The organism is Streptomyces sp. NPDC060002, from assembly GCF_042737245.1.
Taxonomy (GTDB): domain Bacteria; phylum Actinomycetota; class Actinomycetes; order Streptomycetales; family Streptomycetaceae; genus Streptomyces.
The window spans coordinates 130,135-153,741 of record NZ_JBHWUW010000002.1 but is presented as its reverse complement, the minus strand read 5'-3'; the positions used below and the strand labels follow the sequence as shown (position 1 = coordinate 153,741).

Genomic DNA, 23,607 nt, shown 5'->3' with positions numbered 1-23,607 from the left:
TGGTCCACTCCAGTTGGCGGGTGAGTTCCTCGTCGGGCCGGGCCGGGGTCGTCGGCCTCGCCGAGCGGAGCGCGGGCCACCTCGCCGCCCTCGGCGTCCAGCAGCCGCATGGTGGTGAGCGGGAAGCCGATCGCGGTGACCGCGGGGGTCGCGTCGAGCTGTGCGAGGGCCCGCAGGCCGTTGCTCGCGAGGGTGAGGAACGCGCCGACGTCCTCGGCGGAGTCGGGATGCGCCTCGTACACGGCGACCTCCTGCCCCGCCTTGTCCAGCGCCAGAGCCGCCGCCGAGCCGGCGATCCCGCCGCCGATGACCAGAAGGCGCGCCATGCCTCACCCCGCTGTTCCGCTCACGGACGCACGGCCCCGTTGTCGTACGCCACCCACGAGGGAACGCCCGGACGGTGGCCCGGAGTTCCGGGCGGGCGCCGTACGGCCGGTCCGGGCCGCCCGGTCACCCGTTCAGCGTCCGAGAGCCGTCAGCACGGCTTCGAGCTGGCGCAGGGGCTCGGGGCCGACGATGCGCAGGACGACGGTGTCGGCGCCGGAGTCCTTCAGGGCCCGGATACCGGCGACGGCCTGCGCGGGGGTGCCCGAGACGGTGAACACCTCCTCCTGCGGACGGCCCAGCCAGGCGCCGTGGCCCTCCGTGTGCGGATGCAGGATCCGCGCGACCTGCTCGGGGTCGTCGCCCACACAGGCGAAGGACAGCACGGTCAGCGTGTGGTCGGGGCCGGCCCCGCCCTTGGCGGTGAGGACCCGCGTGTTCTCCAGGTCCCGCGGGCCGTGCCCCTCGGCGATCAGGGTGCCGTCCGCGACCCGGCCGGACAGTTCGAGCGAACGAGGGCGGACCACGCCCGCCACCACCGGCGGCACCTGGACCGGCGGATGCACCAACTGCACGCCGTCCAGACGCACTTCACGTCCTTCCAGGTCGACCCGAGCACCGCGCAGCAGCGCGCGCACGGAGGTGATCGTCTCCTCCAGGAGAGCCAGCGGCGACCGGGGAGCGACACCGGCCGACTCCATCCACTCCCGCACCCCGTGCCCGATCCCGGCCACCAGCCGCCCGGGGAACACCCGGGCCAGCGTGGCCAGTTCCATCGCCAGCAACGCCGGACTGCGCAACGGCGCCGGTGCGATCCCGATGCCCACCCGCAGCCGCTCGGTCGCCCCCAGCGCCACGGCCGCCGCCGACACCCCGCCGTTCCAGCCGAGGTCCTCGACCACCCACAGGTCGTCCACCCCGAGCGCCTCGGCCCGCCGCGCGAACCCGGGCAACTCCTCGGGAGCCCAGTCGCGGTCGTACATGACACCGACCCGTACGTTCGTCACGTTCGTCATGCCCCGGAACCTATGGGGTGGGCAGCGGGTGGATCAACGGCGTATCCGGGCCGCGGGGCCGCACCCGGGAGCCCGGCCCGCCCCTCTCGTTCCGGGCGTTGTCAGTGGTGGGAGGCAGGATGTGAGGCATGACAACACCCGGTGCAGTGATTGTGGACGCCGTCGCCTACGCGCAGGCGATCGAGGACGCGGTGAAGGCGTCGGCCGCCTACTACGCGGGTGGCACCTCGGTACTGGACGACGACGCCTACGACCGGCTGGTGCGCGCCATCTCGGCGTGGGAGGACGAGCACCCGGAGCAGGTGCTGCCCGACTCGCCGACCGGCAAGGTCGCCGGCGGAGCGGTCGAGGGCGATGTCCCGCACACGAGAGCGATGCTGAGCCTGGACAACGTGTTCTCCGCGGAGGAGTTCACCGCGTGGACCGCCTCGCTCACCCGGCGCGTCGGCCACGACGTCACCCCGTTCAGTGTCGAGCCGAAGCTGGACGGCCTGGCTATCGCGGCCCGTTACACCCGCGGCCGCCTCACGCGGCTGATCACCCGGGGCGACGGAACTGCCGGGGAGGACGTCTCGCACGCGATCGGCACCGTCGAGGGCCTGCCGGACGAACTGACGGAGCCCGTCACGGTCGAGGTGCGCGGCGAAGTCCTGATGACGACAGCCCAGTTCGAGCACGCCAACGAGGTACGCACCGCGCACGGCGGCGCGCCGTTCGCCAACCCGCGCAACGCCGCGGCGGGCACCCTGCGCGCCAAGGACCGCGCGTACACCGTGCCGATGACCTTCTTCGGCTACGGGCTGCTGCCCCTGGACGACACCGAACCGGCGCTGGCCGCGCTGCTGGAGGAGAGCGCGCACAGCGACCTCATGACCCGGACCGGCGGCTACGGCGTGAACACCACCGCGACCACGGCCGTGCCCGGCATCACCGCGAGCACCGGCGAGGAGGTCCTGGCCCGGGTGGCCGAGATCGCCGGGCTGCGCGCCTCGCTGCCGTTCGGGATCGACGGGATCGTCGTCAAGGCCGACCTCGCCGCCGACCAGCGGGCGGCCGGATCGGGTTCACGCGCCCCGCGCTGGGCGACCGCCTACAAACTGCCCGCCGTCGAGAAGATCACCCGGCTGCTGGCGGTGGAGTGGAACGTGGGCCGCACCGGCATCATCGCCCCCCGCGCCGTCCTGGAACCGGTACGGATCGACGGCTCCACGATCACCTACGCCACCCTCCACAACGCGGCCGACATCACCCGCCGCGACCTGCGCCTCGGCGACCACGTCATGGTCCACCGGGCCGGAGACGTCATCCCCCGCATCGAGGCGCCCGTCGCCCATCTGCGCACCGGCGACGAACAGCCCATCGTCTTCCCCGAGGCGTGCCCGCGCTGCGGATCGGGCATCGACACCAGCGAGCAGCGCTGGCGCTGTGTCAACGGCCGCGACTGCCACCTCGTCGCCTCCCTCTCCTACGCCGCCGGACGCGACCAGCTCGACATCGAGGGCCTCGGCCACACCCGGGTCGTCCAACTCGTCGAGGCCGGGCTGGTCACCGACCTCGCCGGCCTGTTCGCCCTCACCCGCGACCAGCTCCTCGGCCTGGAGCGGATGGGGGAGACCAGCACCGACAACCTCCTCGCCGCGCTCACCGCTGCCAAGAACCAACCGCTGTCGCGGGTCCTGTGCGCCCTCGGCGTGCGCGGCACCGGCCGCTCCATGTCCCGCCGTATCGCACGCCACTTCGCCACCATGGACCTGCTGCGGGCCGCCGACGCCGAAGCGATCCAGCAGGTCGACGGCATCGGCACCGAGAAGGCCCCGTCCATCGTCGCCGAACTCGCCGAACTCGCCCCGCTCATCGACAGACTCGTCGCCGCCGGGGTGAACATGACCGAGCCCGGCGCCACCCCGCCCGCCCCGCCGACGGCCGACGGGGCCGACGCGGCCGAAGCGACCGACAGCGCGAGCGCGCGGGCCGTCTCCGATGCCGTCGCCGATGCCGGGCCGCTGGCCGGGATGACCGTGGTCGTCACCGGCGCGATGACCGGGGCGCTGGAGAAGCTCAGCCGCAACCAGATGAACGAGCTCATCGAGCGCGCCGGGGGCCGCTCCTCCTCCAGCGTCTCCAAGAAGACCAGCCTGGTCGTCGCCGGCGAGGGCGCCGGATCCAAGCGGACCAAGGCGGAGACCCTCGGCGTCCGGCTCGCCGCGCCCGACGAGTTCGCCGCTCTCGTCGCCGACTACGCCGGCGCGGGCCCCGGCGCGGAGCCGTCGGTCTAGACGGGCAAGCCGCCACCGGGCCGGCCGTCAGGTCGGCCGGCCCGGTGATGGTGACCGGTGGGGCCGGGCGCGGTGGGGGCCGCTGCCGAGGACGATCACGGGAGGCGGCTCACGCCCGGTCCAGTGATTGCGCCGGTCGTGACCGCCCCGGTCCTCGGCCGCCCCGGCCGTGACGGCCTCGCTCCTGGACCGCCCGGTCCAGTGACCGAGGCCGGTCCGTGACCGCCCCGGTCCTCGACGGGGCCTGGTCCTCGACGGGGCCTGGTCCTCGACGGGGCCTGGTCCTCGACGGGGCCTGGTCCTCGACGGGGCCCGGTCCTCGACGGGGCCCGGTCCTCGACGGGGCCCGGTCCTCGTCGGTTCAGCCCTTGACGGGCTTGCCGCGGCCCCATGCCCAGGCGAGGCGGTCGGCGCCGGACTGGTTGGTGGTGGCCAGCCAGGGGCGGGCGGTGGTGCCGGTGAGGGTCTGCACCGAGTACGTGTCGTCGGTGCGCAGACCCGGCCAGTACACGGAGCCCATCTTCAGCTCGCGGAAGGTGTCGGTGACGGCCTGGACGTAGTTGACGAAGTTGTCGTCCGGTGTCTTCACGTTGTAGTTCAGCCCGGTCGTCATCGGGGCGCCGAACTCGTCCGCGACGGTCCGGTTCGCGCAGTCGCCGATGCGCACCTTCAGGTCGGCCACCCACTGGTCGTAGGTCGCGTAGTCCTTCCAGAACCCGTAGTGGTGCAGGGAGAGGTACGTGCCCTTCAGCCGCGGGTCGGCGCAGACCGAGGTGACGTGGTCGTTGTAGCCGGCGCCGCTGACGAACACCCGGTCGCGCGGGACCTTCGAGTACGTCGACAGCCACTTGGCCGCGATGTCGGCCCACTCGGTGTCGGTGTAGCCGTGCGGCTCGTTCATCGGCTCGAAGTAGACACGCTTGTCGTTCTTGTACGCCTTGACGACGGTGTCCCACATCGGCCAGTACGTGGCCGTGTCGTCGATGAAGCCGTCCTTCTGCGCGCCCGTGCCCTCCCAGTAGGACACGATGACCTTGAAGCCCTGGTCCGAGGCCGCGTCGATGACCCCGCGGTAGGACTTCCAGTAGGCGCCGTCGACCGTGTACGGGTTGATGGGCAGCCGCACGGTGTTGGCGCCGAGGTTCGCGCGGAACGCCGCGATGATCCGGGTCGCCTTCGCGTAGGTCTGCCGGTAGGTGTCCGTGGTCGACAGACCGGACAGCTGGAGGAGGTCGTCGGCGAAGTTGTCGCGCGGATCGGCCCAGTTCACGCCCTTGAACTGGGTCGTGTCGGTGGTTGGCGCGGCGCCGGAGGAGGCGGCGGCCGGGCTGCCGGCCAGGGTCGTGCCGGTGACGGCGGCGACGGCGACCGCGACGAGGGCGGCGCGCAGGCGGGGGGTGCGGGGGGCTCTGGTGGGGGTCTTGCGCATGACGTGCCCTTTCAGGAGAGGCGGCTCGGCGCTGGGGGACGCGCGGGCTGGGCGGCGGCCGCCACGCGATGTTTGCGTAAACATCAATGTCCCGGGGTGGCTGATGTTTACGTAAACATGGCGGCGCCGGAATCGTGGCACCCGGCGATGTGATCGTCAAGGTTTCGGGCACGTAACGTCTGTTGCCGCTGTTGCCGCTGTTGCCGCTGTTGCCGCTGTTGCTGCCTGTGCTGCCTGTGCTGCCTGTGCTGCCTGTGCTGCCTGTGCTGCCTGTGCTGCCTGTGCCGCCTGTGACGGGTGGGACGGTGTGGGGCTGAGGGGTGGGGTGTGGGCGGACCGCCGAGTGTCGGTGCGGCGAGGTGCCCGGCGGTCCGGGCCCGCGAACGAGTCCTGTGGCCCGGTCGCGCGCGGGGCGGTCCCGCAGTTCTGCCGAGCCGGTTCCCGGGCCGGTTCCCGATCGGGTTGTCGATCGGGTTATCGGGTCGATTCTCGGGTCGGTTCTCGGGAGTGCGAAACGCGTCATGAATTGATGCGCTTATTCGGCGTGGCGGCGGTCGTCTGCAGGTGATTTCCGGTGGGCCTTATGGAGGGAAAGCCGTTGTGGTCGACTGGCGCAAAAGAGGCGTCCGGGCGGTTCCGTTTGTGAAGTCTGTTGAAGTCCGTTGGCTTTGGCGCGGGCTTCGTGGAAGCATTCGGAAAGATCAACTGCTCACACCGAGAAGGGAATCAGCTGTGTCTTTCAAGCCGTCCCGTCCGGCCGCCGTCGCGGCGTCCACGCTGTCCGTCCTGATGCTGACAACAGTCGGTGTGCATGCGGAAGAGCCTGCTCAGGCAAGTGTGGCGCCCGACATCTCCGTCACCGGAGTGATGCGACACCTGGACGCGCTCCAGCGGATCTCCGACGCGAACAACGGAAACCGGGCCCATGGCACTGCCGGTTATCAGGCCTCCTTGGATTATGTGAAGAAGAAGCTGGACGTCGCTGGATTCACCACCTCGCTCCAGGAATTCGAGTTCGGCGGAAAGAAGAGCTGGAATCTGATCGCCGACTGGCCCAAGGGTGGCCGGACCGGAAAAGTCCTCATGGTCGGGGCGCACCTCGACTCGGTGGACACAAGCCCCGGAATCAACGACAACGGCTCCAGTGTCGCCGCGATCCTGGAAACCGCGCTGACGGTTTCCGCGAAGAACGTCACCCCTTCCCAGCACCTCCGTTTCGGCTTCTGGGGAACGGAGGAGGAGACCTACATCGGGTCCACGCACTACGTGAACACCCTGCCGGCGGCCGAACTGTCGAAGATCACCGCCTATCTGAACTTCGACATGATCGGCTCACCGAACCCCGGGTACTTCGTCTATGACCAGAGCCCGGAGATCGCCCGGCACTTCGACCGCTACTTCACCGCCAAGGGCATCCCCACCGAGCCCGCGACCGCGCTCAACGGCCGCAGCGACCACGAGCCGTTCCTGGCCAAGGGCGTCGCGGTGGGCGGGATCTTCACCGGATCCGCCGAGATCAAGACCCCGGAGCAGGCCGCGAAGTGGGGCGGCACCGCCGGTGAGGCCATGGACAAGTGCTACCACCAGGCCTGTGACACCCCCGCCAACATCGACAGGCGGGCCCTGGACGTCAACAGCGACGCCGTCGCCGCGATGGTGTGGAAGTTGGGCGTGCGCGGCTAGGACCTGCGCGGTCGGGCCTCGTGGCGGCCTGACCGCGCATCGGGTGCGGACCGAGGGGCGGGACGTCCGGCGACTGCCGTGCGTCCCGCCCTTTCCCTCTCCCACTCCCACTCCGTCGCGCCCTCTCCCGTGCCGTCCGGTGCCGTCCCCCTTCGTCCCGCTCCGTCCCGTCCGGTGCCGTCCCGTGGCGTCCCGCTCAGGCTCGTCGGCGGTCCCGGGGGCGGGCGGCCAGGCGGGCCAGCCGGTCCCGGTCGACCTTGCCCGTGGGGCCGACCGGCAGGGCCGGCAGGACGAGCACATGCTCCGGAAGCATGTAGCTGGGCAGGCTCCGCGCGAGGTGGCGGCGGACGAAGCCGCCGCCCGGCAACGGCTCCGAGCCGCCCACGGCCACGGCCGCCACGATCTGCGGTCCGTCCTCGCGCCGCAGCGTGGTGACGGCGCAGTCCACCACCCCCGGCACCTGGCGCAGGGCGGCCAGCACCTCGCCCAGCTCGATCCGGTAGCCGCGCACCTTGACCTGGTCGTCCCGGCGTCCCCGGAACTCCAGATTGCCGTCGGCCATCCAGCGGGCCCGGTCGCCCGTGGCGTACATGGACTCGTCCGCCGGGCCGCTCACCGTGTCGGCCGTGAACTTCGCGGCCGACAGCTCCGGATCGCCGACATACCCGTCGGCCACGACCACGCCCGCGATGTGGAGATCGCCCTCGACGCCGATCGGGCACGGCTTGCGGTCGCCGTCCAGGACGTAGTAGCGGGCGTTCTGGATCGGCTTGCCGTACGGGATGCTCGTCCAGGCCGGGTCTATCTCGCCGACGTCGAAGTGGTTGGACCAGATCGTCGCCTCGGTCGCGCCGCCCAGCGCCACGACATGGGCCTTCGGGAAGCGGGACCGGACCCGGCCGGGCAGGGCCAACGGCACCCAGTCGCCGCTGAGGAAGACCAGGCGCAGCCTCGGCACCGGACCGCCGTCCGCCGTCCCGGCCGTCTCGTCCGCACTGGTCGTCCCGTCCGTCCCGGCCGTCTCGTCCGCACTGGTCGTCCCGTCCGTCCCGGCCGACTTGTCCGCACTGGCCGACTCCTCCGACTCCTCCGACTCCTCCGACTCCTCCGACTCCTCCGACTCGTCCGTCCCGTCCGTCCCGTCCGACTCGTTCGTCCCGTCCGTCCCGGCAGTCCCCATCGGCTCGTCGGCGAAGGACATCACCATGCCGAGCGCGGCCGGCGCCGAGTCCCAGAAGGTGATCGGCTCGCGCAGCATGATGTCCAGCAGCCGCTCGCCGTCGGACAGTTCGGCGGCGGGGACCACGCGCAGGCTGGCGCCCGCCGCGAGCACGCCGAGCAGGTCGTAGACGGACAGGTCGAAGGTGAGCGCGGTGACCCACAGCAGACAGTCGTCCGGACCCACCGCGTAGGTCTCGTTCACCCACTGGATGACGTTGACGGCACTGCGGTGGCGCACCGACACGCCCTTCGGTACGCCGGTGGAGCCCGAGGTGAAGATGACGTACGCGGTGTCGTCGGCGCCGGGGCCGGCCGGCAGCGGCAGGGCGCGGGCCTCCTCGACGTCGCTCCAGGTGCTGATCACCGGCGTGTGTGTCGGGGACGCGTCCTGCGGCGCCAGGCGCAGGACGACGTCGTACCGGTCCCGCAAAACCTGCGGCCAGCCGTCCCCGCCGCGTCGGTGGATCTCCGCCCTTACCGGCAGGCCGAGTCGGGCCGCGAGGTGTCCGAACCACTCGGCGGGCACCCGCAGATGACCGGCGTCGGGTCCCTCACCCGGCTCCGCGAGGTCCGCGAGGACCACCGCCCCGCCCGGCGCCAGGGCGCCCACGGAGTCCCGCAGCACGGACCGCAGATACTCGAACCCGGGGAAGAACTGGGCGACGCTCGCGAGGAGGACGACGTCCGCGCTCGCCGGTGCCACCACCCGGCCCAGGTCGGCCGCCGCGGCCCGTACGAACCGTGCCCCCTCGCCGGCCTCCCGCCCCGCCCGCTCCAGGGCGACGGCCGACACGTCGACGCCCGTGTAGCCGGCCACCCGGTCCCGCAGCGCCCCCGCGATCAGACCGGCACCGCAGCCCACCTCGACGACCCGGGGCCGCCGTTCCGCCGGAGCCGCCGACAGCACCAGGTCTCGCACGTGCGAGACGTAGGTGGCGATGTGCGCGGTGGAGATCTTGTCGCCGGGGTTCTGGTTGAAGCCCGAGGCCCGGCCCAGGTCCTCGTCCTCGGCGACGGCGTCCCACAGCAGGCCCACCGCCTCCGTGTCCAGCGGGTCCGGGACCGCGGCCCGCAGGTCCGTGCAGACCAGGCGCACGCCGGTGCCCGCGAGCAGCCCGGCCTCCTCCGCGCGGCGCGCCAGCGCATGGCCGGTGACGAGCCATCCGATGCCCGACTGGCGTACGGGCGCCGCGATCCGGGCGGCCGGCCAGCGCGCGTCCAGCGGCACATAGGCGGCGCCGGTGCGCAGCACACCGACGACCGCCAGCACGCTGTCCCACGAGTTCTCGTGCAGGATGCCGACGAACGCGCCCCGGCCCACCCCGTGACCTGAGAGGAAACGGGCGAGCAGACCCGAGGCGGCCCACAGCTCCCCGTACGTCCTGACCTCCCCCTCGCCGAGGCGGACGGCGGGGGCGTCGGGGGACTTCCGGACGCGCCGCTCGATCAGGTCGATCATGCTCACCTGGTCCTCGAACGGCCGCGCCGTGTCGTTCCACTCGGCCGGCGGCCGTTCCCAGGACTCCGTGGGCTGTTCCGCCAACTGCCGCGCCGGTTGCTCTGCCATCTGCTCTGCCCTCCTTCAGCGGTTCACGGATGCGTGGGCGGGGGGTCAGATCACTCGGCCGTACTTGGGGTTGTCGCGGTGGATGACCCGCTCCCGGATGCGCAGTTCACCCTCCTCGCGCACCATCCGGTCCTCGACGCTGGAGGAGGAGAAGAAGTGGACCTCGTCCTGCGTGTTCGTCTGGGTCACCAGCGAGTAGTAGGTGACGCGCAGGCCTTCGCCACCGTCCTGCTCGATCAGGAAGTGGTCGAACCAGTGGCGGGTGACCAGCCCCTCGTACATCGGGAGCATGCTCTTCATCTTGGTGCGCATCGCCTCGCGGCCCTCCACCTTCTCGCCGCGGTGGGGGTGGGCGACCGAGCCGTCCTCGGTGAAGGTCGCGGTGAAACGCTCGATGTCCAGGTCGTCCAGGACGCGCATCTGGCGGGCGTAGAAGTTCTTGACCTCGATGTAGAGGTCGGCGGTGACGGACATGCGTGCTCCTCGGCAGGTGAAGATGCGGAACGGAAACTGATGTGCCCGGTGGCCGGTGTCAGTGGGCCGGGGCTTCCTCGAGGACGAGGAAGGCGTTGGTGCCGCCCACGCCGGCCGACATCAGGCCGGCCGTGCGTGGGCGGCCGTTCGTGGGCCAGGCGCGGCCTTCGGGGAGGATGCCGAAGCGTTCGCCGCGCCCGGTGAACTCCTCGATGGGGACCTCGGTGTTCGGGGTCGCGGGCAGGAAGCCGCGGTCGATCGCGAGGCACGTCTTGATCAGGGCCGCCATGCCGGCGGCGGTGTCGCAGTGGCCGACCGAGGCCTTCACCGAGCCGACCGCCACCGGCGGCCCGTCGGTGCCGAGGGCCTCGATCAGGGCGGTCGCCTCGATCTGGTCGTTCAGCGGGATGCCGACGCCGTGCGTCTCGACGTAGTCGACGTCGGCCCCGGTCAGGCCCGCCGCCTCCAGCGCCCGGCGCACCGCGCGGACCTTGCCGTCGACGCCGGGGATGACGAACCCGGGCTTGGCCCGCCCGTCGTTGGTGACGGCGCCGCCCCGGATGACGGCGTAGACCGGATCGCCGTCGCGCAGGGCGTCGTCCAGTCTGCGCAGCAGGACGGCCCCGGAGCCGTCGCCGGGCACGACGCCGTTGTGACGGCGGTCGAAGGGCCGCACGATGCCCTCGGTGGAGTAGATGCTGCGCGGGGTCCGCAGATAGGAGCCGTCGGCGTCCTCCTGGATGGCCACCGCCCCGGCCAGCGCGTAGTCGCACGCGTGCGAGCGCAGGCTCTGGCAGGCGAGCTGGACGGCCACCGTGGAGGTGGCGCACGCCGAGTCCAGCATCAGCGACTCGCCCCACAGGTCCTGGAGGTAGGAGAAGTAGGGCCCGGCGAACGTCGGGTCGACCCGCACCACGTCGTCGAAGGCGGCCCGCGGCACATGCCTGGTGCGGGCGCAGCCGGCGTAGACGGCGGTGCGGTCGGCGATCGCCGACATCCTGACCCCGGCGTCCTCCGCCGCCTGCCACAGCGACTCCTGGAGGATGCCGTGCTGCGGGTCCAGGCCCTCGACGCCGACGAGCGTGTGGTCGTAGGTGTCCCGGTGCGGGGCGATCCCCCACGAGTGGACCCGCAGCCGGTCCTCGCCCAGGTCCTCCACGACCGGGACCGGCTCCCGCCGGAAACAGTCGCGGCCCGCGACGAGGTTGTCCCAGAACGCCCCTACGTCGGGCGCCTCGGCGAAACGGCCGCCGACGCCGATGACGGCCACCGGGGCCGAGTGCTTGGCGAGTTCCGACATGCCTGTCCTCCCGTCAGCCGAAAGTGAGCGCGATCTTGACGACGTCGTCCTGCCGGTTGTGCGCGAGGTCGAAGGCGTCGGCGATGTTCTTGATGTCGAAGGTGTGGGTGATGTGGTCGTCGACCCGGATCGAGCCGTCGCCGATCAGCTCCAGCGCGGTCCGGAAGGAGGGGAGCCCCGGTTCCAGCTGCGCGCCGCCGACCGCGGTGATCAACTGCGCCTGGCGGACGAAGAGATGGGCGTACGGGATGCGCATGTCGTAGTCCTCGGGCATGCCGAAGAAGCCCAGCCGGCCGTGCTGACCGACCATCCGCATCGCGTGCTCGCGCGCTCCGTCGGTGCCGGCCGCCTCGACGACCAGGTCGGCGCCCTTGCCGCCGGTCGCCTCCATGACGACCTCCTCGGCGCTCTGCCCGGGCACGTGCGCGGTCGCGTCCGCGCCGAGGGAGCGGGCCACCGCGAGCCGCCCCGGCTCCAGGTCGACCGCGACGACCTTCTCGAAACCACGGTGCTTGAGCAGCTGCTGGAACAGCAGTCCCGCCGAGCCGACGCCGACCACGGCGGCCGTCGACCCCTGGGGCACGGGCTCCGGCCAGAACCGCTTCAGCGCGAAGACGACCGTCCCGAGCTGCTGCGCCATCAGCTGGACGGTCGGCGCCCCGGAGCCCCGCACCGGCAGCAGGAAACGGTCCGCGATCGTCTGGTAGCGGGCGAACGACGCCATGTAGGCGTGGTTGGGCACGGTGAGCACCAGGTCGCCGGGCGAGAAGCGGGCCGACCGGCTCTCGACGACCTCCCCGACGCCCTCGTGCCCCGGATAGCCCGCCGGGCAGGGGTAGGGATGGTCGCGCATGTCCCGGAAGAAGGGGGACTCGGCGCGCACCCGGTGCACATCGCTGCCGCAGATGGCGGCCACGGTGTTGCGGACGAGGACCTCGCCCTCGGCCGGCGCCCGGAAGGCGACCTCCGCCACCTCCAGGCGCCCGGGTTCGACGAGAACGGCGGCTTCGCCACGTACGTGCGGCATGCGGACCTTCCTTCAGGAATGTGCGGGGAGCGGGGACGCGGAACACGCCCAGGACAGGGGGTGGCCGGGCAGGCGCAGCCGGCGGGCCGGGCCGGCCGGTGTCAGCCGCACCTCGGCGCCCTGGCACCACAGGGCCGCGAGTGCCGTCAGCAGGGCTCGCTCGGCGGGCTCCACGGCCGCGATGTCGAGGACGGCCACCTCGCCGAGCCGGTCACCGGCCGTCCGGAGCAGCTTGGCCGGTTCGGCCTCGGCCGACAGGTGCTGTTCCTGCGGGGCGGGCCCGTCGGGCAGGAGCGGACCCAGCGCGGTGGACCACAGCAGGGCGGGACGGCGGGGTACGGGGACGCGCGCGCCGGGCCCTTCGGCGACCAGCCGCACGCCTTCCTCGGCCGTGAGCGCGCCGCTCACCACCGCGGCCGCGAACCGTCCCGTTCCCACGCCGTACACCGCCGCCGGGGTCACGCCCCGTTCGGCGAACCGGCCGGCCAGGCGCAGCTGGCGGGTGAGCGGACCGGCGGCCGGGCCGGCGCCGTCCGGCGGGCCGTCCGCGAAGGCGAACACCACGGCCGGGGGCGAACCGGGGGCGGCGGGCGTCGCGGTGTGCGGGGCGCGCAGGGCACGTACCGCCTCGGCCAGGTCGGACGCCACGACGGCGCATCGGTGACCGAAGTGCCGCCGGCCCACCTCCAGCGTGTGCGCCACGTCCACCAGTGCCAGGTCCGGATTCGCCTCCAGATGGACGGCCAGCCGCTCGCGGGCGACGACCAGGGCGTCGGCGGTGGCGGCGGAGAGGGCGATGATCCGCGGACCGGGAGGCGACACCGGCGCCGTGCCGGCCGGCCTCGACGGCACCCGTTCGAGCGGGGGCCGGGGTACGACGGTGGCTGGGGCCGCCGTCCCGCCCACGGGCCGGTGGGCCGTGGCGATCAGGCGGGCCTGGTCGCGGACCGTGACATGGCGCAGCAGGTCGATGACCGGGACGTCGGCGCCGGTCGTCAGCCGCAGCTGCTCCATCAGTTTCACCAGCAGCAGCGAATGGCCGCCGGCGTCGAAGAAGTTGCGGTCGGGCCCGAAGCCGTCGTGCTCCAGCACCGCCCGCCAGGCGGCCCGCACGCCTTCCGTCACGGAGTTCACGGAAGCCGCGGAAGCCATGGAAGCCGCGGAGGTCACGGAAGCCACGGACGGCGCTTCCGGCGCGAGGGCCGGGATGGGGACCGATGCGGGGGCGGGGGAGGGTGAGGGGGAAGGGGAGGGCTGTGCGGACCGGGACGACTGTTCCGGGTCCGGCAGCCGACGCCGGTCGATCTTGCCGGTCGGGGTGAGCGGCAGTTCGCCGACCAGCAGCAGATGGCTGGGTACGGCGAAGGCGGGCAGCCGCAGTCTGGCGTGCCGGCCGATCTCGTCGGCGTCCGTGCCGGGCGCGGCCACCGCGTAGGCGACGATCTCCTTCTCGGCACGCCGGTTGACGCGCGTCGTGACGAAGACCGACTCGACGGCCGGGTGTGCGTCCAACACCGCCTCCACCTCGCCGAGTTCGACGCGCTGGCTGCGGATCTTCACCTGGTTGTCGTTGCGGCCGATGAACTCCAGCAGGCCGTCGGGACGCCAGCGCACCCGGTCACCGGTCCGGTAGAGCCGGGTCGTGCCGTCGGTGACGAACCGGTCCGCCGTCATCGCGGGCGCGTTCAGATAGCCGTCGGCCAACCCCGCGCCACCGAGCAGCAGTTCGCCCGGTACCCCGCGCGGCACCGGACGGGTGCCGCCCTCCTGCACCACCCGTACCTCGGTGCCGGGCACCGGCCGGCCGATCGGGACCGTCCTGGCATTCGGCGCGAGGTCGGTGATCGGGAACCAGGTCGAGGTGAAGGAGTTCTCGGTGGGGCCGTAGCTGTGCAGCAGGACGCCCGGCCGGGACCAGCGCAGCGCACGGCGCATGTGCCGTACGGAGATCAGCTCGCCGCCGAAGTACACCCGCCGCAGCGACTGGAGCAGATCCGGGGCGTCCTCGATGATCCGGTTGAGCAGCGGTGTCGTCACGAGCAGCGTGGTCACCCCGCGCTCGCGGACCACCGTGCGCATCTCACGGGGGCTGAGCACCAGGTGCTTGTCGAGGACGACCAGCTGCGCGCCGTGCGTGAGGGCGCCCCAGATCTCGTAGCTGGCGCCGTCGAAGTTGAGCGGGCACAGCTGGGCGACGACGTCCGTCTCGTCCAGCGGCAGGAAGTCGGGCCGTACGAAGAGCCGGGCCAGGCCGCGGTGCGGCAGGACGACCCCCTTGGGCCGGCCGGTGGTGCCGGAGGTGTAGAGCACGCACAGGGTCGCGCTGTCGTCGTACGCCGGCCCGGGGGCCGTCCGGCCGCGAGCTCGCGCGAGCGCCTCGGCGACCGTGACGGCCGTGCCCTCCGGTACGTCGAGGGCCTGTCCGCACTCCGGGTCGACGACGAGGACCGCGGGGCGGGCGTCGTCCACGATCAGCTGGAGCTGGGCCTGTGGATAGGCCGGGTCGAGGGGGAGGTAGGCGGCGCCGGCCAGGGCGGACGCCAGCCAGAAGACCGGAGTCTCGACGCCGGGGGCGAGCAGCAGGGCCACGGTGTCGCCGGGGCCGACCCCCCGGTCGCGCAGCCAGCCGGCCAGCTCGCCCGCGCGGGCCGCGAGTTCGCCGTAGGCGAGGGTGCGCTCGCCGTGGCGTACGGCAATGGCGTCCGGGCGGTCGGCGGCGTGCCGCAGGACCAGCTCGGGGATGCCGGGCGCCGGTGACGTGACGGGCTCGCCGTGCGCGGCGACCCCGGACAGCCCCGGGTCGCAGGTGGCGAGCAGGTCGCCGCAGGTGCTGTCCGGGGCGGCCACCGCGCGGGCCAGCAGCTCGCGCAGTTCCTCGGCGAACAGCTCGGCGGTGGCGGGGAGATAGCGGGCGGTGTCGTAGTAGACGCACAGCCGGGTGCCGGCCGAGCCCTCCAGCACGTTGACCGAGAACTCGTACTTCGTCGTCTCGTCCGGGTGGTCGAAGCGGCGGACGGTCACCTCTCCGGCCTGCCACTCGTCCTCGTAGGCGGGGGTGTACATGAACACCGTCCGCTCGACGCCGGGCCCGTTCGCCCGCGCGCTGCGGATCGCCCGCAGCCGCCGCACGGGGAGGTGGGCGTGCTCCATCGCGTCGAGCATCTGCTCGCGCAGCCGGGCCGCCACGTCCAGGAAGCGGTCGTCGAGGGACGTCCGGTCGCGCATCGGCAGCGCACGGCTGAACAGGTCGACGCGCTCGGCGTCGGAGTACCGCCGGCCGGCGAAGACCATGCCGAAGGTGCCCTCGGACTCCCCGGCCCACGCGTGCAGCAGCACGGACCAGGCGGCGAGCAACACGACGGCGGGGGAGCCGCGTTCGGCGGCGGCCAGCGCCTGGACCCCCGCGTGCACCTCGGCGGGCAGGAGCACCTCCACCCGGCCGGAGGGACCGGGGAAACCGTCCTCCGGCACCAGGTCGTGCGGGGGCGCGAGCGAGGCGGGGGCGTCGCGCAGGACGGAGGTCCAGTACTCGTCGGCGTCCGCGTCGGCGTCCGCGTCCACATCGGCGTCGGCGTCCGCTTCGGCGTCCGCGTCGGTGTCGATATCGGCGTCGGTCTCGGGGTCGGCGTCGTGATCGCCCTGGGCGTCGGCATCCATACCGGCAACAGCGGCACTACCGGGAGCAGTACCGGCACCGGCACCCGTACCGGATTCGGCACGGGCGCCCGTACCGGATTCGGCATCGATGTCGGCATCGATGTCGGACGACGTGCGCGGGGCCGGGGCCGGGGCCGGGCCGCCCGCCGTCCGGGAGCGGTAGGCCGTCACCAGGTCCTCGGCGAGGATCCGGCTGGACCAGCCGTCGGAGACGATGTGGTGCATCGTGACGGCGAGCAGCGCGCCGCCCTCCCCGGCCAGCAGCGTCGCCCGCAACAGCGGTGCGGTGGCCAGGTCGAAGGGCGCACGGCCGGCGACCACCGCGCGGGCGAGGGCTCGCGCACGGTCGTAGCGGCCGGGGAGCCGGTCGGTGACGAAGGCCATCGGCGGGTCGGCCTCGGTGGTGCGCCACAGCTCGCCGCCCTCGGTGACGAAGGCGCAGCGCAGGGCCGGGTGGGCGGTCAGCACATCGCCGAGTGCGGCACGCAGCGCCGGGATGTCGACGGTCGGGGTGAACTCCAGGTCGACGGTGACGTTGTAGCGGTCGGACTCCGGTTCGCGCTGACAGGCGAGCCAGACGTCCAGCTGCTCGGAGGAGGCCGGTTCTCTCACTGCGGGACCGCCAGGTGCTCGCCGGCCGCGCCCGTGCGCAGGGTGCGCACCAGGTCCGCCACCGTGCGCACCGAGTGGAAGTGCAGCGGGGTGAACTCGGCGTCCGTGATGGCCACGCCGAAGCGCTGCTCGCACTGGGCGCGCAGCTCCACGAAGCCGAGGGAGTCCAGGCCCAGCACGTCCTGGAGGCCGTCGTCGTCCCCGATGCGTTCGGTGGGCACGTCCAGGAAGAGGTCCTCGACGAGGATCTCCTTGAGGGTCGCTTCCAGGGTTTCGCCCAGTGTCTCGCCCGAACCGACTGTCATGACGTTTCTCCCTTGCGGTAGGTGGATCGGTGCGGTGCGGGAACCTCCGCCTGCCGCTCCCGCTCCGCGGCCCTGCGGGCCAGTTCGGCCAGCGCGGGTACGGCCACGTGGTGGTCCCGGGCACGGCGCAGCACCGGCTCGGCGAGCGCGGCGAGTTCGGTCGGCCGGACCCCGGCGGTGACGTCCCGGTGCAGGGAGGTGTCGGTCCGGCCGGGCAGGGTGTCCAGGGTGTGCAGCAGGCTCCGGGCGTCGACGGCGACGGTGTCCGCCGCGGCGACGGCACAGACTTCCCGGGCGGCGTCGTGCAGCAGGGCGGACAGCTCGAGCCGTCGGCGGACGACGCCGAGCGGGCCGTCGGCGGCGGTGGTGGCCAGCGCCAACGGCAGCAGCAGGACCAGCTTGCGCCACAGGACGCTCGCCGGATCCCGCTCCGGGGTGCAGCCGAGACCCGCGTCGGCGAGGACCTCGGCGAGCCCGCCGAGACGCCGGCCACCGGCTGCGGCGCCCGCATCGCAGACGCCCCCGGTGTGGCCGTCGCCGGTGGCCGCGAGGCTGATCTCCGCGTACAGGGAGTGCCAGGTCACCCGGCCGGGTGCGGTGCGTTCCGCCTCGATGAGGATCGCGCCGACGAGCTGGCGGGGGCCGAACCTGGCCCGCAGCGGCCGCGGATGGTCGAGTCCGTTGAGCAGGGGGACGACCGAGTCGGGGCTCAGCCGTGGGGCGACCCTGGCGAGGGCGGCGTCCAGCGCCGGCGCCTTCACCGTCACCCACAGGACGTCGACCGGCTCGTCGAGCCGTTCCACCGCGCGTGCCTCGACGGCGAGGTCGCCGTGCAGTTTGCTGTGGACGTCGATCACGCCGCGGTAGCGGGCTCGTGAGGACTCCCGCATCACCAGCACGACCTCGTGGCCCGCGCGGGCCAGCGCCGCTCCGAGGGCGAGCCCGACTCCCCCGGCGCCCAGAATGGCATGCCTCAACACGCTTCCTTGATGCATCTCGTGACGAATGCCGGAGCCCGCACAGCGGTGCGCGCACTGCGGTGCGCTGTGCGGCGGGCAGCGGGCAGCGGAAGACGACCCCGTGTGAATGATGGAGAAAGGCCGGCTACGGCCTTCGAGGGACCAGGTGGCCACGGGTCAGGTGATCGCCGATCCAAGGATCATCGGAGTTCGAAAAGGACTCTGACGGAATAGGGAACCGGTTGGTCAGCCGGTTCCGTCTCCCCCGTTTCGGCGTACATCATTCCCCCTGTCACGCCGGTTGGTGTCGGCCTCGAACGCAACCCTTGAAATACTGCGTTCACAATCGACTCACCGACGGTAGAGCTGCCGAGTTTCGGCCGTCAACCCGCTTTTCGGCCAACCGAATGGCCGATGCACATGAATGTCGGGGCGGTTTCGCACCCAGAGTGGAAGCGTTGGCCAAAGGTGTTCTGTTTAAGTGCTGGCCGACATTCGACCCTTGACTGGCTCGATGGCCCCTGCCTACTCTCCGATATCGGCAATCTGCCGCCAGGGTGAGCAATCACCTCAGGGACCGAACCGGTTTGACCCACCGGTGGAGCGTCCGTTTCTACGGGGAAAAACAATTGAAGCTTCACCGAGCCGCGCCCATGTGCGGGGCCGTTCCACGGCTGCTCCGCATCCGGGGTAATCGACCGTGATCCGTCATGACACGGGGGAATCCTTTTGAACGACGACGGCGTGAGAACACGTCCGGATCCATGTGCCGGGCCATCTTCGGGTCTGCCTTCGGGACCGGCCGGACCGGATTCCGGGCTTCCTTCCGGACCGCTTTCCGGGCCGCTTTCCGAACCGGCTTTCGAGTCGCCCGTGACGCCGCCCGCGCAGGCCATGGAAGACCAGGTCAGAGCCGCGTGGACCGAGGTGCTCGGGCATGACGACTTCGATGACGACACCCCCTTTCTCGAGGCGGGCGGTCATTCCCTGAAGGCCACGCAGGTGCTCATCCGGCTGCGGCGGCGGCTGGGTGTCCGGCTGCCCAACCGGCTGTTCTTCGACCACCCCACCGTGCGCGAACTGGCGGTGGCGGTGGAGCGTGTCGCCGCCACCGCACCCCGCGTGTAGCCGAATCGCCGCTGATTCGAACGCCGGGCATCGACTGAACGTCGGCTCGACATCGGCTCAAGGTCGGCTCAATACCGGCTCAATACCGGCTCAGTGCCGGCTCGACGTCGGCTCGACCGGAGCTCGGCATTCGACCGAAACCAGGAAGGCACTTCTCGTGACTGCGCCCCTTTCCCGTGACGGCCTCCAAGAGTTAGGTGAAAGCGTTTTCCGTCCCGCCGAATGGCAGGGCACCGCGAACACCCCGCTCGACGCCGACACCGCGTTCAACGGATTCATCTCCACGCACGTCGTTTTCGCCTTGGAGCAATTGGGGCTGTTCGCCTGGTTCGACGAGGCCGACCGGCTCGACGTCCCGGAGTACTGCTGGCGTCGACAGGTGCACGAAAGCGTTTTCCGCCAGTTGCTGTCGGCGGCGGAGTCCTTCGGGTATCTCGACGTCAGGGACGACCGGGTGACGCCCACGCCGGCCTGGGGTGAACTCCGCCGGAAAATAGGGTTCTTCACCTGGGGCGTGGGCGGATACCACGACGTCTTCGCCAACGCCGCGTCCATCGCGCGCGGAGAACGCGCCTTCGGCAAGGACGTGTTGCGCGACGAGGCCATGGTGGCGCTCGGTTCGGCCCAGGCCGACATGGCGCTGATGCGGAACCTGCTCGACGAGCAGATCGCCGCCCTCGACTTCTCCGTCATCGCCGACCTCGGCAGCGGGATCAGCGAGCGCGTGTCCCGCCTCGTCAAGTCCCGCCCCGGCGCCCGCGGTCTGGGCCTGGACATCAGCGCCTCGGCCACCGCGCTGGCCGCCGGCACCGTCGAGCGCCACGAGCTGGCCGACCGCGTCCAGCCGATCTGCGCCGACGTCCTCGACGTCCTCTTCCGGGGCCGCCGCATCGAGGGCGCCGACCAGGTGGACGTCGCGATGAGCTTCATGTTCCTGCACGACCTGCTCGTCGACCCCACCACCCGGACGGACGTCATCCCGGCGCTGCGCAAGGCCTTCCCGCGCGCGCACACCTTCCTGCTCGCCGACACCACCGTCCGGCCGCGCGGGGAGAAGGACACGCTGCCCGTCTTCTCCAGCGGCTTCGAGCTCGCCCACGCCCTGATGGGCGTCCCGATCTACACGCGCGAGGAGTACGAGAACCTCTTCCACGAGGGCGGGCTGCACCTGCGCCGCACGGTTCCCTTCGGCGCCCCGCACACCTACCTGTTCGTCCTGGAGGCGCAGTGACGATCGAGCGATGTCCCGCCGACCCCGAGATCGTGGAGGGTCTGCCCATCCCCCTCGCCGTGGCCGGGCACCACCAGCCCGCGCCCTTCTACCTCACCGCGGACATGTTCGGCGGCCTGCCCGTGCAACTCGCCGGCGGTGAACTCAGCACGCTGGTCGGCAAGCCGGTCGCCGCGCCGCACACCCACCCGGTCGACGAGCTGTACCTGCTGGTCTCCCCGAACAAGGGCGGCGCCCGCATCGAGGTCCAACTCGACGGCAGACGCCATGAACTGCTCTCCCCGGCCGTCATGCGGATCCCGGCCGGCAGCGAACACTGCTTCCTGACCCTCGAGGCGGAGGTCGGCAGCTACTGTTTCGGCGTCCTGCTGGGGGACCGCCTGTGACCACGGCCGCGGGACAGTCGGCCCCCGCCGTCGGCAAGTCGTTCAACGCGAGTGTTCCCGGGGCCGACGACCTGATCCGGCTGCATCTGAGCGAGAGTCCGCACGGGGCCAGCGAGGCCGCTCTGCGGGCGGCCGAGCGGGAGTTGGGGCGGGTCAATGTCTATCCGGACCCCGAACGGCAGGAGTTGGTGCGGGCGCTCGCCGCGCACTGGGGTGTCGGTCCGGACCACATCGCCGTCGCCAACGGCAGTGACGAGCTCGTACTCGCCACCGCCCTCACCCTCGGGGACCGGAGCCTTCCCGGTCTCGTCACCGACGGTACGTTCCCCGGCTACCGGGCCTGTCTGGAGCTCGTCGGGCGCGGCTGTACCGCCGTGCCGCCGGCCGGCACGGCCGTCGACACCGCCGCCTTCGCCGCGCGGCTGCCCGCACACGGGATCGGCTATCTGTGCAACCCGCACAACCCCAGCGGCGCGGCCCTCACCCGGCAGGAGCTGGCCGAGCTGGTCGACGCCTCCGGGCGCAGCGGCGTCCCGCTGGTGTGCGACGAGGCGTACATGGAGTTCGCCGACCCGGGCACCCCGCAGACCCGCGACCTGCTGGACGGGGACGCGCCGGTCGTCGCGCTGCGCACCTTCTCCAAGGCCTACGGCCTGGCCGCGCTGCGCGTCGGCTACGCCGTCGGCCGGCCCGAGCTGATCGCCGGGCTGCGGGGGACCCTGCGCGCCCTGCCCTTCAGCGTGAACCGGCTCGGGCAGGCGGCCGCGACCGCCGCCCTCGGCGACCGGGACTTCGTCGACGGGGTACGCCGGTCCACCGCCGAGCGGCGGCGCTGGTTCGTCGGCGAACTGGACCGGCGGGGGCGTGCCCATCTGCCCTCCGTGACCAACTTCGTCGCCGTCGCGGCCCGGGACTGCGCCCGAGCACAGGATCGTCTCGCCGCTGATTTCGGCATTCTCGTTCGCAATGCGGGACTGTTCGGATTTCCCGGCTATCTCCGTACGTCGCTCGGCGCACAAAAGGACCTCCTGCGGTTCCTCGACGCCCTCGACGAGATCGAGAAGAGCGCCTGAATTTCCACCGAGAACGACTGGAGGCTTTTGGTGTTCCGCCAAGACCCGTTGAACACGATCCTCGCCCTGGGCTCCGGGTTCACCCCCACCGCCGTGCGGGTGACCGCGACCCTCCGCCTGCCCGACCTGGTCGAGCAGGGGCACCGGACCGCGGCCGCCCTGGCCGCCGAGACCGGCACCGACGAGCAGTCCCTGGGCCGGGTCCTGCACTACGTCAGCCTCCTCGGCCTCTTCGAGGAGACGAACGACTCCGTGTCGAAGCAGCGGACGTACGAGCTCACCGACGTGGGACGGGTGCTGCTCGGCGACCATCCGGGCAATCTGCGCCGCTGGCTGGACTACGAGGACCCCAGCCGGCCCATGGAGGCCCGCTTCGAACCGGCCGTCGGCCGGCTCATGGACGCCGTACGCACCGGTCTGCCGGTGTACGAGCAGGCGCACGGGCGGCCCTTCTGGAAGGACCTGGAGGCGAACCCCGACATCGAGAAGTCCTTCAACGCGGGCATCGCCCGGATCGCGGACCGGCTCGTGCCGGAACTGGCCCGCATCTACGACTGGGCGTCGGTGGGGCACGTCGTGGACGTCGGCGGCGGCAACGGCTCCCTGCTGCTGAAGCTGCTCACCGAGCACCCGGCGCTGCGCGGCACGCTGCTGGAGCTGCCGAGCGTCATCGACGAGGCCGCCGGGATCACCGCCCCGGTGTCCGACCGCTGCGAGCTGGTCGCGGGCAGCTTCTTCGAGCCGATCCCGGCCGGCGGCGACGTCTACCTGATCGCCAACACCCTGCACAACTGGAGCGACCGGGACGCCGCCCGCATCCTAGGCCGCTGCTCGGCGGCGCTCGCCCCCGGCGGGCGGGTCGTGGTCGTCGAGCGGCTGCTGGACAGCGGCAAGGACCCCGTGATGGCGAGCTACGCCGACCTGCTGATGCTGGTCCTGCTCGGCGGCCGTGAACGCAGCATGGACGATCTGCGCGACCTCGGCGCCGGCGTCGGGCTCACCCTCACGGACTCCAGGAAGTTCGAGCTGCCCGGCCACTGGCTGGTCGAGTACACCAAAGAGGAGACCCGGTGAAGCGCTCGCTGAACCCGGACGAGCCCAACGCCCTGCTCTCCTACGACTTCGACCGGGGCAGCAACTACGAGAACGTCCTGCACCTCACCGACGCCCTCGGCGCACTGGTCCCGGAGAGCGAGACCGAACACCCCGACCAGCGGTTCTTCCAGGTCACCCACCTCATCACCGAGTACGCGTGGGTGCAGGTGCACTACGAGCTGCGCCGGGCGATCGGACACCTCGACCAGGACCGGTACCACCAGGCGGTCCGCATGTTCGACCGGGCCACCGGGCTCAGCGAGGTCACCGTCCAGGCGGTGCGGCTGCTCACCGACCATCTGCCGCAGCACAGCCTGCTGATGATGCGCAACGCCCTCCCCGAGGACGCCACCGGCCTGGACTCGCCCGGCTACCGCAATCTGCGGCGGGTGGCCCGTCCGGTCTGGAAGGCCTACGAGCAGGCGGTGGAGCGCGCCGGGCTGTCCCTCCAGGACGTGATCGCCCAGCAGGACGACGGCTACGACGGGCCGCGCTCGCCCGGCTCGCAGTCGCTGGCCCTGGTGCGGGAGGCGATGCTGCGGCTGGACGGCAGTGTCCTCGGCTGGAAGCAGCACCACCTGATCATGGTCTGGTCGCAGCTGGGCGGCCAGCCCGGGCTGCGCAAGGGGAACGAGGAGGGCGACGACGAGCTGGAGCTGCCGCAGAGCCTCGGCGGCCGTTCCCTGGCGACACTGGAGGCCCGCTCTCAGCTGGCGCTCTTCCCGGAACTGTGGCGGGCGGCGGAGGACGCGTACTGGCTGCTCGGCACCCGGCACGACACCGACGCCCCGGTGCGCGGCGGCGGGAGCGGCTGTCCCGTGCAGCACTGACCCCGCTCCCTCGG

The 23,607-nt window shown here is 72.0% G+C and carries 17 protein-coding genes and 1 pseudogene; 8 read left to right on the top strand and 10 right to left on the bottom strand.

From position 1 onward, the window contains the following. Window positions 1-44: 44 nt before the first annotated feature. Together ACFWBD_RS03175 and ACFWBD_RS03170 are read right to left on the bottom strand one after the other, a co-directional pair. Window positions 45-326: pseudogene (locus ACFWBD_RS03175) on the bottom strand (FAD-dependent oxidoreductase); the annotation flags it as partial. Between the two features lie 132 nt (window positions 327-458). Then, window positions 459-1,331, bottom strand: a complete 873-nt coding sequence (locus ACFWBD_RS03170; protein ID WP_385662263.1) for an LLM class flavin-dependent oxidoreductase — start codon at window positions 1,329-1,331, stop codon at window positions 459-461. A 137-nt stretch (window positions 1,332-1,468) separates the two neighbouring features. Here ACFWBD_RS03170 and ligA point away from each other — a divergent pair, with 137 nt between their 5' ends. Next, a complete protein-coding gene (gene ligA / locus ACFWBD_RS03165) occupies window positions 1,469-3,616 on the top strand; it encodes an NAD-dependent DNA ligase LigA (RefSeq protein ID WP_385661859.1) in 2,148 nt (715 codons plus the stop codon). Between the two features lie 361 nt (window positions 3,617-3,977). Here the strand turns inward: ligA and ACFWBD_RS03160 are convergent, their stop codons facing one another. After that, window positions 3,978-5,045, bottom strand: coding sequence for a glycoside hydrolase family 5 protein (locus ACFWBD_RS03160; RefSeq protein WP_385661856.1), 1,068 nt, complete (start codon window positions 5,043-5,045; stop codon window positions 3,978-3,980). Window positions 5,046-5,777: 732 nt separating this feature from the next. Here ACFWBD_RS03160 and ACFWBD_RS03155 point away from each other — a divergent pair. After that, on the top strand, window positions 5,778-6,728 hold the full coding sequence (locus ACFWBD_RS03155) for a M28 family metallopeptidase (RefSeq protein WP_385661854.1): 951 nt from the start codon (window positions 5,778-5,780) through the stop codon (window positions 6,726-6,728). 196 nt (window positions 6,729-6,924) lie between these two features. On the opposite strand, the gene ACFWBD_RS03150 is transcribed toward ACFWBD_RS03155, so the two are convergent. Genes ACFWBD_RS03150 through ACFWBD_RS03120 form a run of 7 tightly spaced genes read right to left on the bottom strand, consistent with a single transcriptional unit; the run spans window position 6,925 to window position 17,868 of the window. Then, a complete protein-coding gene (locus ACFWBD_RS03150) occupies window positions 6,925-9,516 on the bottom strand; it encodes an AMP-binding protein (RefSeq protein WP_385661851.1) in 2,592 nt (863 codons plus the stop codon). Window positions 9,517-9,561: 45 nt separating this feature from the next. Continuing rightward, window positions 9,562-9,990 carry a nuclear transport factor 2 family protein gene (locus ACFWBD_RS03145; RefSeq protein WP_385661847.1) on the bottom strand — a complete coding sequence of 143 codons (429 nt, stop codon included), beginning with the start codon at window positions 9,988-9,990 and terminating at the stop codon, window positions 9,562-9,564. Window positions 9,991-10,048: 58 nt separating this feature from the next. Continuing rightward, complete coding sequence (locus tag ACFWBD_RS03140; protein WP_385661844.1) at window positions 10,049-11,290, bottom strand: polyketide synthase; 1,242 nt, start codon at window positions 11,288-11,290, stop codon at window positions 10,049-10,051. Between the two features lie 13 nt (window positions 11,291-11,303). Further along, window positions 11,304-12,317, bottom strand: a complete 1,014-nt coding sequence (locus tag ACFWBD_RS03135) for a zinc-binding dehydrogenase (protein WP_385661841.1) — start codon at window positions 12,315-12,317, stop codon at window positions 11,304-11,306. 12 nt (window positions 12,318-12,329) lie between these two features. After that, window positions 12,330-16,586, bottom strand: coding sequence for an amino acid adenylation domain-containing protein (locus tag ACFWBD_RS03130; protein ID WP_385661838.1), 4,257 nt, complete (start codon window positions 16,584-16,586; stop codon window positions 12,330-12,332). Further along, on the bottom strand, window positions 16,583-16,891 hold the full coding sequence (locus ACFWBD_RS03125; RefSeq protein ID WP_384122065.1) for an acyl carrier protein: 309 nt from the start codon (window positions 16,889-16,891) through the stop codon (window positions 16,583-16,585). Before ACFWBD_RS03125 ends, ACFWBD_RS03130 begins: the two co-directional genes overlap by 4 nt. Further along, window positions 16,888-17,868 carry a ketopantoate reductase family protein gene (locus tag ACFWBD_RS03120; RefSeq protein WP_385661835.1) on the bottom strand — a complete coding sequence of 327 codons (981 nt, stop codon included), beginning with the start codon at window positions 17,866-17,868 and terminating at the stop codon, window positions 16,888-16,890. Before ACFWBD_RS03120 ends, ACFWBD_RS03125 begins: the two co-directional genes overlap by 4 nt. Window positions 17,869-18,723: 855 nt before the next feature. On the opposite strand from ACFWBD_RS03120, the gene ACFWBD_RS03115 reads away from it, so the two are divergent. The 6 genes from ACFWBD_RS03115 (at window position 18,724) to ACFWBD_RS03090 (ending at window position 23,593) form a co-directional block, all read left to right on the top strand. Continuing rightward, a complete protein-coding gene (locus ACFWBD_RS03115) occupies window positions 18,724-18,978 on the top strand; it encodes an acyl carrier protein (protein WP_385661832.1) in 255 nt (84 codons plus the stop codon). Window positions 18,979-19,135: 157 nt separating this feature from the next. After that, window positions 19,136-20,209, top strand: a complete 1,074-nt coding sequence (locus ACFWBD_RS03110; protein WP_385661829.1) for an SAM-dependent methyltransferase — start codon at window positions 19,136-19,138, stop codon at window positions 20,207-20,209. Further along, the gene (locus ACFWBD_RS03105; protein ID WP_385661826.1) at window positions 20,206-20,595 is read left to right on the top strand and encodes a cupin domain-containing protein; all 390 of its coding nucleotides are present in this window, start codon (window positions 20,206-20,208) and stop codon (window positions 20,593-20,595) included. Before ACFWBD_RS03110 ends, ACFWBD_RS03105 begins: the two co-directional genes overlap by 4 nt. Next, the gene (locus tag ACFWBD_RS03100) at window positions 20,592-21,668 is read left to right on the top strand and encodes a pyridoxal phosphate-dependent aminotransferase (protein ID WP_385661823.1); all 1,077 of its coding nucleotides are present in this window, start codon (window positions 20,592-20,594) and stop codon (window positions 21,666-21,668) included. The genes ACFWBD_RS03105 and ACFWBD_RS03100 overlap by 4 nt, the downstream gene beginning before the upstream one ends. 30 nt (window positions 21,669-21,698) lie before the next feature. Then, window positions 21,699-22,742, top strand: coding sequence for a methyltransferase (locus ACFWBD_RS03095; protein ID WP_385661821.1), 1,044 nt, complete (start codon window positions 21,699-21,701; stop codon window positions 22,740-22,742). Continuing rightward, window positions 22,739-23,593, top strand: coding sequence for a hypothetical protein (locus tag ACFWBD_RS03090; protein ID WP_385661818.1), 855 nt, complete (start codon window positions 22,739-22,741; stop codon window positions 23,591-23,593). Before ACFWBD_RS03095 ends, ACFWBD_RS03090 begins: the two co-directional genes overlap by 4 nt. Window positions 23,594-23,607 lie beyond the last annotated feature (14 nt).